Origin of the sequence: Chryseobacterium phosphatilyticum, assembly GCF_002899825.2 — a bacterium.
In the GTDB taxonomy this organism is placed as follows: Bacteria; Bacteroidota; Bacteroidia; order Flavobacteriales; family Weeksellaceae; genus Chryseobacterium; species Chryseobacterium phosphatilyticum.
Genome location: NZ_PPED02000004.1, coordinates 82395 through 94187, shown reverse-complemented (window position 1 = coordinate 94187; position 11793 = coordinate 82395). Strand labels below are relative to the sequence as shown.

Genomic DNA, 11793 nt, shown 5'->3' with positions numbered 1-11793 from the left:
AATTTATTCATATCAATTTTAATTTTGGAAAACATTAAGACGGTCATTCGTCTTAATGTTTTTGCTATAATGACCTCAATGAAGTTACTATTAAAAAGCCTTTACCGAAAAAGAAGAAAAAATGAATCCGTTGCTAAATACCTGATGTGGCTCATACACCTGTGGTTGGGACTTTTGTCAAGTATCATTGTTTTTGTGATGTGTGTTACCGGGTGTTTGTATGCGTTTAAAAACCAGATTACCGATTTAAGTAACAGGGATAAAGTCTATATTAGTGCCAGTTATGAAAAAAGGAGAAATGCAGATCAGATCCAGGCTGAGCTTTTGAAAGAAAATAAGCAATTAACATCTTTGCTGATTCCGGACGATAAAGCGAGAAGTTACGTCCTTGGCTACAAGGAGAATCAACTGGATAAGAGTGCTTATTATAATCAATATACAGGTGAACTTCTGGGACAGGCAGATGTTGGGTCAAACCATTTTTTTGAAGTAGTTTTGGACCTTCACCGGAATCTGATGATGGGGAATATTGGGCGGCAGATTGTAGGAGCATCTGTATTGATGTTTTGTGTTTTACTGATCTCAGGTTTTATACTATGGTTGCCTAAAAAGGTGAAGTTTCTGAGACAGGGGCTGACCGTAATGTGGAACGCTAAATTTCAAAGGGTGAATCATGATCTGCATAATACACTTGGGTTTTACACTTTTCTGATGCTTTTCTTCATCGCAGTTACCGGTTTGTATATTACTTATCCCTGGGTAAAGAACGCTCTTATTATCAGCTTGGGAGGTTCATCCATAGATAACATTTCAAATGATCAAGATAGGGGAGATGATGCTTTTGGTGGACTTCTCGAAGATATGCTTCAAAAACAAGATGAAAAGAAGACCCTAAAAAATTCGGCCTCAGCTTCTATAGATAAAATTTTAAACCTGGCTGATCAATATTTACCGTATACCGCGGTGACCCGTATAGAGCTTCCCAATAAAGATAATCCACGGTATGTTGTGATTAAAACCAACACCCGGAATCTACTCGGAGTAATGCTGCCGGACCAAATAACTTTTGATAAAACCGGAGTGCTCAAAACAAAAGAATTATTTTCAGACAGACCTTTGAATAAGCAATTCACTGCTTTGGCAAAACCTTTACATACGGGGGAAATTATGGGTTTGCCAAGTATTATTCTGTATTTTATAGTATCACTTATCGGATGTTCCTTACCAATTACAGGTTTTTTGATCTGGTGGCACAGGTACAGGAAGATATCGAATAAATAACGTGAGAACTCTTTAATAGGAGAATTGGAGAGTAATTCTGACTTTTCTTTTCATCTTTATATACCTCATTTTCTATTTTATTCTTTTTGATTCCGGTTAATTTTCTAAATTTATTAGAAGAAAAATAAATGGTATGAGTCATCAGAATAATCGTTTCTTTGAAAAATTTTCAAACTGGGCCGTAAAATTTACGGGCAGTGCATACGCTTTTATCGGGGCTTTTCTTATAGTTGTGGTATGGGCAGTCTCCGGTCCTTTCTTTGATTACTCTGAAACCTGGCAGCTGGTTATCAATACAGGGACTACGATTATTACTTTTCTTATGGTATTTCTCATTCAGAAAGCCCAGAATAAAGATTCAAAGGCAATACAAATAAAGTTGAATGAACTTCTTGCCGCTCATGAAAAAGCAAGCAACAGAATTGTCGATATTGAAGATCTTACCGAAGCTGAGTTGGATCAGCTTCATCATTATTATGAACAACTTGCCCAGTTGGCTAAAAAGGATTTGGATATACACACTTCTCACTCCATTGATGCTGCGCAGAGAAATAACGATTATAAATATGAATTTTTCAAGCGCAAGCACGAAGAGTGGATGCAAAAACAAGAACAACAAAAAAAGGAATCAGACTGATTCCTTTTTTATTAATAAGACTTTCTGATCAAAAAAAGTTTGGCCGTTTGAAGACATCGACAACTTTCTATTTTCAGTCCCGGATTTATTCTTGATTATCTCATAAAATAACTGAAATAACTGCAACTTCCCATCAGGCTTTTTGTAACTTCAGTATCTCCATACTGTGTTTTCAATTGTGCAAAATAGGTTCTGAATTTCTGATTTTTAAGATTGTCCATCTCTTTCTGAAAGGCAGTCTCTTTCTCTGACCATTTCGGATCAGAATAGTCATACTCTCTTTGATTTTTCGCTTCATATTGGTAATATTTCCCTTGTTCAGCACTTGCCATCTGGAAGAGAATTCTTGCTTTTTCTTCTTTATTGTTCGAAAGTTTAAGAGCCTTTTGATAATAATTGATCGCGAGATCAAAATTATCAGGTTCAATGTAAGTAGTATTAAGAAAATCCTTATAATAATATTGGTATGGATTAGCTCTGTCTGTAGTCCAGAAATGATATTTTCCTCCATTGCTGTTATCAATATCCATCACAAATAATTGTCTGTAATATCCCAGTACTGAGGTATTGTATAGAAGATTTCCGATAAGCTGGTTAGCTTTTGCAGCCTTTTCATCATTACCAGTTCCAATCTTTTTCAGCTGAATAAGATTAGTAGCCAGATCCAGCTTGTTCATATTATTTTTAATAAACGGAAAATCAGAGTAATTCTCAGCTTTCATTGATTCCGTATCCCCACTCTCAAAACTTTCCCATACATTATGTCCGAAAACAAGATCTGATATATTATTAAAACCGTTGTATTCAGTAGTAGCATACTGTTTTTGAGTGATCTTTTGACCATCTTTCTCCGTCCAGTCGTAGTTTTGTCTTGGTATTCCGGTAAAGTTCCGGGCTTTTTCATAATATGATTTTGCTTTTTCAAAATCTGCAAGTCTCATAGCTCTGTCACCATAAATCATATTGAAGAAGGCATCAATATTTCCTACACTATCCATATTTTTAGCAATGACCTGTTGCTCAAACTGACTTTTATTTGACTTTCTGTAAAAATCTTCAACACTCTTTACCAAACTGGAATTCGGATTATACTGCAAATCTGAAAGTTTATTGTTCATCAGGAATGATTTTCCGTCTTCTCCCTGAAGAAAATAACGGTTGGCCAATACATCTTTAAGGAAGCGTGCCGTTGAAGGTGTACTTCCGTAATAATCGGATTTATCGGTAGTAGCAGTATCTTTTTTAACCTCTTTTTCTACAAAATACTGAGGGTAATCTTTCATTAAATGATCTTCGTAGGCTGCATCAATTTTAGGTTGGGATACAATGTCATTCAGAACTTTCATTCTTTTGATTTCTTCCAGATATTCAGGATTGGTTGTTTTAATATCATTCAGAATTTCAGAACTGGCTTTATAGTCTTTCTTCAGGAACTTAAGGTAAGCGTCCGCAATCTGCCAGTATTCATCACCGGATTTTTCTTTTGTTTTTTCTGTGAACTTTTCAAGGTCATCCAGGAAGTCCTGATTTTTCGTATCGTAATAGTAATTAGCACGGGTATAAAAAGGGATCCTGTCCGGATTACTGAATAACGCATCATCACTCAGGTCTGATTTGTTACCATTACCATTTTCGTCAGATGAAGAACTTCCGAAAAGGTTTTTGAAAAATCTTACTATCTTTTGCCAGAAAGAGATCTTTTCTTCCTTGACTACAGGTGCTACTTTATCTTTTGATTCTTTGGTTTCCGCATTTCCTTTCTGAACAGAACTTTTTTCTGAAGCTGATTCAGAATAATAATAAGTAGGAAGGTAATTTCTTTCCAGCTCATTAATAGCTCTTGCAGCCATCACCTTTAAGATTTCCGAATCAGGATTGATGTCATACATCTTTTCCATAGTAGGAATAGGATTAGTGTACTCCTCATATCCTAAAAGAAAATAAGCCATATTTTTTTCCTCGTTGGTGCCGGCTCTTTTCATAATATTATTGAAAGAAGCGGTATCCGAAAGTTTCATAGACACAAATGCAGATTCTTTACGATCTTTACTGTTCATAAATACCTGGAAGAAGTTCCAGTTAGCGTCACCGGTCATTTCGAGCCCTCTCTGAGCTCCCGCCAGCTGATCCAAAGCCATAAAGTAAACAGTACCTTTTAATTTGATGGGACTTACATAGGTATTGAAGGCTTTTACTGCAGAATCATAGTTTCTGGTATAATGATTAAGACGGACCAGCTGATAGCCGTATCGTTGTTTGATCTCAGGATTCCTGGCCGCATTATACAGCGATGTTAATGCTGAGATCGTTTTATCATAATCAAGAGCAGTGGCATTTTTTCGGTTGGCATCCCTGTCATAATAAAATGAATTTTCACTTTCGATATAATTGATGCTCATGTAAGGTTCCAGATATTTAGCTTCAATTAAATAGTCAATACCTTCTTTATATTTCTGATATGCCCCGTTACCTAATTTCAGAAGCAATGGATTAGTCGGATTGCCATTTTTAAGAGCATTCAGATCACTCATACTCATTTTGTACACAAGATTTTGTGTCTCGGGATAAGTAAGTTGGTTATTAAAGAATTTTCTCCATGTTTCAATATTGTCATCAGGAATCAGAGAAGGGCTATATTCTCCATAGAACCTATTGGAATACGTCCGTAGAAAAGGAAGATATGATTTATCTTTGATAATGCTTTGGGTGAAAAGGTTGAAGTAATCATAATCAGGATCTGACCATGCACAGGCGTCAGATTGAGTATAGAAAAGTGATACAACCGCAAGTGAAAGAATATACTTTTTCATAGGGTTTGTCGTGTTTTTAGTTTTTTGTAATTGATGTTTATGGTTCCGGCAAATGTAATGCCTCTATCTTTTGAGATTTAAAATTTTCGATCTAACACAAATTTACTATCTAATTGATAATAAATGACATTAAAAGCTGGTATTTTTTTTTCTAAGAACTGCACAACATTTTCAAGTTGTTCTTCAGATATTTCTTCCACTTTTATAGTGAATCCTTTATTTAAATAACTCCCAAAGTAGAAACCGTCTTTTGTGATTTCTGCTTCATATTCAGAGATCTTCTTAAAATTGGGATTTTCAAGATCTTTTTTAGATAGAGCATTAATAAGTTTATGCTTGCCCAGATGATTGGTTACTATGCCCCAGGAATAAATAGGCAAAGCCACTTTAATATTCCTGATGGGATATTCTTCCAGATGTGAAAGATAACTTTTGAGAATATTGACATCCAGAATTGAATTTTTATCAGATTTCTCTAAAGGGGATGAAGTAGAATAACACATTAAATATACCTTATCAACAGGAGGAATTCCTGTCAATTTTTTATCCTTTACCTGATGAAGACGAAGAGTGCAGGTAATCGCTTTTCCCGAAACTCTTTTCAGTTCTTTTAAAAATCTAAAATAATCATCCCGTGTGCCGGCGGTCCAGTCACAGTCAATTTGAATTTCATTGTTTGTTGTCAAATGATATTCTTCCGATTTCTTTTGAATCAGATGATGAATACTTTCTGCCAGAAACTTAATTTCCTCCTGACTAATTCCTAACAGAGTAGGATTGGTGATAAATACCGTGGGTACAATCTTTTTGTCCGTTTTAAAACTTGATTCCTTGGTAATAACGGCAACCGGCTGAAACTTCCCGTTCACTTTATCAACATCGAAAAATCTTGTATAGAGAAAAGGTACCGAAGCTTTGTTCAGCACCTTTTTTTCTTCCTGATCCAGCTTCAGATTGGTTTTCCAGTAATAAAATGTATAAGAGTGATCTTTCTTTTTATCACAAGAAACAATAAGAAGGAAGAAGAATAAAAGTTTTAATGATTTCATTGATATAGAATACTCTTGCAATTGCAGTTTTTCTCACCCATTTCCGGGCAACAGTCATCAGACTTTTTAATATTTCCGTTGGCATCCGTAAGATAAATATCTTTTTTGTCAAATTTTACATAAAAAATTTCATTGTATGTTTTGAAATGAACTTTCATGACTTCTGGATTATACTTTCCGGCATTGATGACTTCCTTTTTTTCTTTTCCACTTTCAGGGTCTACCTGTACAGAGCCAAAGTGAACATCTCCGTTGCTCTTTACATCCAGATAATAAGATGGTGCTCCTGAACCTTGCTCTCCGGTTTCAATATTAAAATCTCTTTTCCCTGTAAACGGAGTCTGAGACTGTGCAAAAGATAAAATACTCAGGCATAAGATCAGTACACTGAAAATCTTTTTCATATTATTTTTTTTCAAAAGTAGAAATATTTATCTGAATCTTCAACCGTAAATTCCCGGTGATTAACGGTAATAGGGCGTTTTTATCTCTTATATCATGATAAACAGACATTGCATTATATGCATTGAATAAATAGAACAAGTGGGGCCTTCATACAAAAAATAAAAAACCACTCCAAAAGGAGTGGCTGTATCTGGTTGTTAATATAACTCACTTTCACAATTGCATGTATCTTTATCTACACTTTCGCGGGATGAACAGCACCCTTCAAGATTTTGAACTTTCCCTTTTTCGTCTGTCATAAAGATTTTGTCTTTATCAAACTTTACAAAGAAAGTCTCGTTGTATTTTTTGAAATGCACTTTCATTACTTTATTAGGAGCATACTTCCCGGCGTTTACTTCTTCAGTCATTTCTTTTCCGTTCGCCTGATTCACCTGAATGTATCCAAAGTAAACATCACCGGTCTTCTTTACATCCAGATAATAATGAGGAGTACCGGTACCGCTGTAGCCTTTCATAATGTCAAAACTTCTTTTCCCTGTAAAGGGTACCTTGCCCTGTTGTGCTAAAGCAAAAGTACAAAGACATACAACGACTAAGCTTAAAATCTTTTTCATAGTTTCTTTTTTTCAAAAGTAAAAATAATTGTTTAAATCTTCAACCGTAAAATCCCGGTGAATGAATAGGGATTCATCATATCAATTTTAAATCTATACAAGATAATTTGTAAGGGTGTCTCCATATAATAAACAAAAAACCACTCCGAAAAAGAGTGGCCCTATATCATTTTTATTGAAACTGATTTAAAAAACAGTTGCTGCCAACTGAATCCTTGCATACTTATTGGAAGGATTCCACATCACCATCATATTCACAGGAAGACTATAATGGTCAGTTATTTTAACAACCTTTCCTGCCTTAACACCTACATTGACAATGTCAAAACTGTTTTTTCCATTCCCATAAAGAAATGTTTTGTCATTGAGAGCAAAACCAGCTCCTACAAAAGCATCCAGATTAACTTTCTGTCCGCTGATTACAGGATAGCTTGCCTGAATATAAGTGGAATATCTGTTCTTTTTATAACTTCCATCCGGTTCAAGAATTACTTCTCCGGCATTAGCTCCTCCATACAACATAATGTCTGCTTCGATATTGATAGGGAATGAAGGCCCGAAGGTATAATTCGTTCTCAGATCAATAATATGGGCAGTTCTTCTTTGTGAGTAACTGAAAATATCATCAGCTGCGACAGCCGTATTGATATTCCTGGAATTATAAAGATCCCATAATCCAATATAAAAACGCCCATTGGAGTACTGAATGTAATAATTAATCTCTTTGTAATGGGTATTGTCTTTGTCATCAGCTAAAGCGGAGGCGCCCCAGATTCCGACCTTCCATTTCTTTTCTGCATCCAAAGCATAGGAGAGATTTCCCATTACAACAGGTTTATCTGTAATAATAAGCCCTCTCCATAAATGATTGTTTTGGATATTGGCTGTAAAATCCAGCCTGCCTTCTTTGGATTCTGTGTTTTCCTGAGAAAACAATCTTCCTGTACCTAGAGCAAGAAGGAAGATTCCTTTTAAGATTTTTCTCATCATTTGTTTTATTTTAAAAATCCATATAAAACAGCGGCGATAATAGCTCCTGTTACCGGGCCTACTACAGGAATCCAGGAATAGCTCCAGTCACTGTTTCCTTTTACAGGAAGAATAGAATGCATAATTCTAGGGGCTAGATCTCTGGCAGGATTAATGGCGTATCCTGTTGTTCCTCCCAGGGATAATCCTATGACCCATACAACAAATGTCACAGGGATGGCTCCCACAGAACCTAGACCAACTTTTGCTGATGGGTCCGCGTGTAGAGAAATACTGGGATCTGAAAAGTAAAAAATTGAAAAAACAAGTACAAAAGTCCCAATAATTTCACTGATCAGATTAGAAGAGGTTTTTCTAATAGCAGGACTTGTACTGAAACAAGCCAGCTTTGCCCCTTCATCCTCAGTAATGGCAAAATGATCTTTATGAAATAGCCACACCAAAAATGCTCCCAACATGCCACCAATCATTTGAGCGGCGATATATGACGGAACCAGATCCCATGAAAATTTTCCGGCAGTAGCCAGACCAATTGTTACAGCGGGGTTTAAATGGGCTCCACTTACAGGGCCGGCTACAGTAACACCGACAAAAACGGCTAGTGCCCATGCGGTGGTAATCACAATCCATCCGGAATTATTTCCTTTGGTACCTTTTAAGACAACATTGGCTACAACACCGTTGCCTAATAATATAAGAAGCATCGTCCCGATTACTTCTGCAATAAATGGAGTCATATGTGTATTTTTAAAGTATCAAGATTAATCTTCTATCCAGCTCTGAGCACGGGTCACAGCTTTTTTCCACAAGTGGATCATTTTATCCACCTTTTCCTTTTCCAGTTGAGGATGAAAATCTTTGTCCACAATCCATTGAGATTGGATTTCGTCAATGCTTTTCCAGTATCCTACAGCAAGACCTGCGAGATAGGCAGCTCCTAAAGCTGTTGTTTCCAACGTTTTTGGTCTCGTGATCTTAAAACCAAAAAGATCAGATTGTATTTGCATCAGAAGATCGCTTGCGGATGCGCCCCCATCTACTCTTAGCTCAAGACTTGCTCTTCCGGAATCTGCCTCCATTGCTTTTACGATGTCATATACCTGAAATGCAATTCCTTCCAAAGTAGCTCTTGCAACATGTCCGTCAGTAGTACCACGGGTGATGCCAACAATAGTTCCACGGGCGTATTGGTCCCAATAAGGAGCTCCTAATCCTGTAAGAGCAGGTACGAAATAGACACCACCATTGTCTTTAACAGATGATGCCAATGTATTGATCTGTTCTGAAGAATCAATCAGTTTAAGTCCATCTCTCAACCATTGAATGGCTGCACCTCCAACGAATACACTTCCTTCTAAAGCGTAATTTACTTCTCCATTGATTTTCCATGCTACTGTAGTAAGAAGGTTGTTCTTAGACGATACCGCTTCTTTTCCCGTATTCATTAATAAGAAACACCCGGTTCCGTATGTATTTTTTACCATTCCCGGAGAAGTACACATCTGGCCGAATAAGGCTGCCTGCTGATCTCCCGCTATCCCTGCAATCGGAATCTTCGTAGAAAATAGAGTAGTGGCAGTTTCTCCGTATACTTCACTGCTTTGTTTTACTTCAGGAAGAATGGCTTTAGGAATATTAAATAGCTCCAGTAAATCATTATCCCACTCGAGAGAATGGATGTTAAGAAGCATAGTTCTGCTGGCATTGGATACATCGGTGATAAACATTTTACCACGGGTAAGTTTCCATACAAGCCATGTATCAACAGTTCCGAAACATAATTTTCCGGCTTCGGCTTTTTCTCTTGCCCCATCAACATTATCAAGAATCCATTTTAATTTGGTTGCCGAAAAGTAGGCATCAAGTACAAGTCCTGTTTTTTCTTTAATAGCTTCGGCGTGTCCTTGCTCTTTCAATTCATCGCAGTACTTCGCTGTTCTGCGGTCCTGCCATACGATGGCATTGTAGATAGGTTCACCTGTTTCCTTATCCCAAACAACCGTTGTTTCACGTTGGTTGGTAATTCCAATGGCGGCAACTTCCAGTCCGGAGATTCCTGCTTTTGCTATCACTTCAGCTGCTACGGAGATTTGCGATGACCAGATTTCATTCGGATCATGTTCTACCCAACCCGGAGTCGGAAATATTTGTCTGAAGTCTTTCTGAGATACATATTTGATTTCTCCACTGTGGTTGAAAAGAATCGCTCTGGAGGATGTTGTTCCCTGGTCAAGAGCGAGAATTAGTTTTTCATTCATATATGGTGTTAATTTAGGTTTATAACTTTCGGTGAATAAGGAGTCAGTAAATATCCTTTTGCCAGTGCAATGAATTCGTCTTCCTGTTTTTGAGCCCATTCTTCAGAATACCCATTCTCTTCAGCAATGATTCGGGCTACATTGTGAGCACAGTCTATTGCAGCTCTTGCATCTAAGAATAGTAAACGAACTCTTCTTGCTAAAATATCTTCGATGATCACAGCCATTTCGTTTCTTACAGCCCAAACTACTTCTGCCACCGTAAAAGGGTGGTCCGGGTGAATTTTTTGCGCATAACGGGGGTTGCTTTCCTGTAGAGCTTTTACAGCCGGGATATCAGATCCGTAAACATATAAATGATTTGTTCTGTCTACCAGTTCTGGTTTCATATTCCCATGGATGGAAAGATGTTCTGTTTTTGAAGGCGTATTTCCAAGTTTGTGAACTTTCATAGCTTCGTCTACGGTATCCTCTGCCATTTTACGATAGGTAGTCCATTTTCCACCAATGATGGAAACTAATCCTGTGTCTGAGGTAATTACTTTATGGCTTCGGGAAACTTCTTTAGTGCTTTTGGCTCCGTCTTTAGGAGCGGCAAGCGGACGAAGTCCGGCAAAAACAGATTTCACATCCTCACGGGTAGGTTTTTTAGCTAAATATTGTCTTGCAGTATTTAAAACAAAGCTGATCTCTTCTTCCAGTGCACGAGGTTCAAAACTTTCATCTTTAAGAAGGGTATCTGTAGTTCCTACCAATGCTCTGTCATGCCATGGCACGACAAACAAAACTCTGCCATCGGACGTTTTTGGAATCATGATGGCATCGTCACTTTTAAGGAAAGACTTATCCAGTACCAGGTGTATTCCCTGGCTTGGTACAACAAATTTACCATGCTTTGGATTATTCATATTGAGAATTTCGTTGGTGAATACTCCTGTTGCATTGATGACAACATTGGCATGAATCTGATATTGCTGTTGGGTAAACTGGTCTTCAGCAGTAACTCCAATGACTTTACCGGAATCATTTTTCAGAAGACCAACGACCTTCATGTAATTGATAGCACTTCCCCCTTTTTCAATAATAGTCTGAGTTAAATTGATCGCCAATCTGGCATCGTCAAACTGTCCGTCCTGGTAGACAACTCCACTCATCAAATGGTTTTGTTCAATAGTCGGTAGTTTTTCGATGGTTTTTGATTTGCTGATGTATCTCGTCTTACCCAGACTCAATTTCCCTGCAAGGAAATCGTAAACAGATAATCCTATTTTATAATAGATTCCACCCCACCATGTATAATTAGGAATAATAAAAGACTGGTTTTTTACAATATGTGCTGCATTTTTAGCAAGCAAACCTCTTTCTTTTAAAGCTTCTTTTACTAAACCGATATCTCCTTGTGCGAGATATCTTACTCCACCATGCACCAATTTGGTACTTCTGCTGGATGTTGCTTTCGCAAAATCATGAGATTCAAGCAATAATGTTTTGAATCCTCTGCTTACTGCGTCTAATGCTGAACCTAAACCACTGGCTCCTCCTCCTATGACTATAAAGTCCCATTGTTTTACATTGGTTAACTTACTGAGTTCTTCGTTTCGTTTCATAAATGTTTCGTTTATGTTTCGTTTTCAAATATATAAATTAAAAATGAAACTAAAAGAAAAATAAATGAAATTTCAACAACTCGAATGATTATTAATGGAAAAAGGCTTTTATTATTGAAAACGAATTAATTGTATGCAC

General features: G+C 37.1%; 10 protein-coding genes. 2 read left to right on the top strand and 8 right to left on the bottom strand.

From position 1 onward, the window contains the following. The first annotated feature begins 78 nt into the window (after positions 1-78). Positions 79-1281: a PepSY-associated TM helix domain-containing protein gene (locus C1631_RS16185; RefSeq protein WP_165828319.1), complete on the top strand. Its 1203-nt coding sequence runs from the start codon at positions 79-81 to the stop codon at positions 1279-1281. Between the two features lie 133 nt (positions 1282-1414). After that, positions 1415-1918, top strand: a complete 504-nt coding sequence (locus C1631_RS16180; RefSeq protein WP_103246783.1) for a low affinity iron permease family protein — start codon at positions 1415-1417, stop codon at positions 1916-1918. Between the two features lie 95 nt (positions 1919-2013). Here the strand turns inward: C1631_RS16180 and C1631_RS16175 are convergent, their stop codons facing one another. The 8 genes from C1631_RS16175 to C1631_RS16140 form a co-directional block, all read right to left on the bottom strand. After that, entirely contained in the window at positions 2014-4728 is a 2715-nt protein-coding gene (locus C1631_RS16175; RefSeq protein ID WP_109713402.1) for a hypothetical protein, read from the bottom strand. Between the two features lie 77 nt (positions 4729-4805). Further along, the gene (locus C1631_RS16170) at positions 4806-5777 is read right to left on the bottom strand and encodes a hypothetical protein (protein WP_103246785.1); all 972 of its coding nucleotides are present in this window, start codon (positions 5775-5777) and stop codon (positions 4806-4808) included. Beyond that, on the bottom strand, positions 5774-6181 hold the full coding sequence (locus C1631_RS16165; RefSeq protein ID WP_103246808.1) for a hypothetical protein: 408 nt from the start codon (positions 6179-6181) through the stop codon (positions 5774-5776). Before C1631_RS16165 ends, C1631_RS16170 begins: the two co-directional genes overlap by 4 nt. 198 nt (positions 6182-6379) lie before the next feature. After that, entirely contained in the window at positions 6380-6799 is a 420-nt protein-coding gene (locus tag C1631_RS16160; RefSeq protein ID WP_103246786.1) for a hypothetical protein, read from the bottom strand. A 186-nt stretch (positions 6800-6985) separates the two neighbouring features. Next, complete coding sequence (locus C1631_RS16155) at positions 6986-7789, bottom strand: hypothetical protein (RefSeq protein WP_103246787.1); 804 nt, start codon at positions 7787-7789, stop codon at positions 6986-6988. A gap of 5 nt (positions 7790-7794) precedes the next feature. Next, positions 7795-8526: an MIP/aquaporin family protein gene (locus C1631_RS16150; protein ID WP_103246788.1), complete on the bottom strand. Its 732-nt coding sequence runs from the start codon at positions 8524-8526 to the stop codon at positions 7795-7797. Positions 8527-8550: 24 nt separating this feature from the next. Beyond that, complete coding sequence (gene glpK, locus C1631_RS16145; RefSeq protein WP_103246789.1) at positions 8551-10047, bottom strand: glycerol kinase GlpK; 1497 nt, start codon at positions 10045-10047, stop codon at positions 8551-8553. An 8-nt stretch (positions 10048-10055) separates the two neighbouring features. Further along, positions 10056-11654, bottom strand: a complete 1599-nt coding sequence (locus tag C1631_RS16140; protein ID WP_103246790.1) for a glycerol-3-phosphate dehydrogenase/oxidase — start codon at positions 11652-11654, stop codon at positions 10056-10058. Positions 11655-11793: the final 139 nt, after the last annotated feature.

What these genes read in the sequence shown, in the direction of transcription:
- C1631_RS16140 (WP_103246790.1), bottom strand. Translation starts at nt 11,654, where the DNA reads ATGAAACGAAACGAAGAACTCAGTAAGTTAACCAATGTAAAACAATGG.
- C1631_RS16155 (WP_103246787.1), bottom strand. Translation starts at nt 7,789, where the DNA reads ATGATGAGAAAAATCTTAAAAGGAATCTTCCTTCTTGCTCTAGGTACA.
- C1631_RS16170 (WP_103246785.1), bottom strand. Translation starts at nt 5,777, where the DNA reads ATGAAATCATTAAAACTTTTATTCTTCTTCCTTCTTATTGTTTCTTGT.
- C1631_RS16175 (WP_109713402.1), bottom strand. Translation starts at nt 4,728, where the DNA reads ATGAAAAAGTATATTCTTTCACTTGCGGTTGTATCACTTTTCTATACT.
- C1631_RS16180 (WP_103246783.1), top strand. Translation starts at nt 1,415, where the DNA reads ATGAGTCATCAGAATAATCGTTTCTTTGAAAAATTTTCAAACTGGGCC.
- C1631_RS16160 (WP_103246786.1), bottom strand. Translation starts at nt 6,799, where the DNA reads ATGAAAAAGATTTTAAGCTTAGTCGTTGTATGTCTTTGTACTTTTGCT.
- C1631_RS16165 (WP_103246808.1), bottom strand. Translation starts at nt 6,181, where the DNA reads ATGAAAAAGATTTTCAGTGTACTGATCTTATGCCTGAGTATTTTATCT.
- C1631_RS16185 (WP_165828319.1), top strand. Translation starts at nt 79, where the DNA reads ATGAAGTTACTATTAAAAAGCCTTTACCGAAAAAGAAGAAAAAATGAA.
- C1631_RS16150 (WP_103246788.1), bottom strand. Translation starts at nt 8,526, where the DNA reads ATGACTCCATTTATTGCAGAAGTAATCGGGACGATGCTTCTTATATTA.
- glpK (WP_103246789.1), bottom strand. Translation starts at nt 10,047, where the DNA reads ATGAATGAAAAACTAATTCTCGCTCTTGACCAGGGAACAACATCCTCC.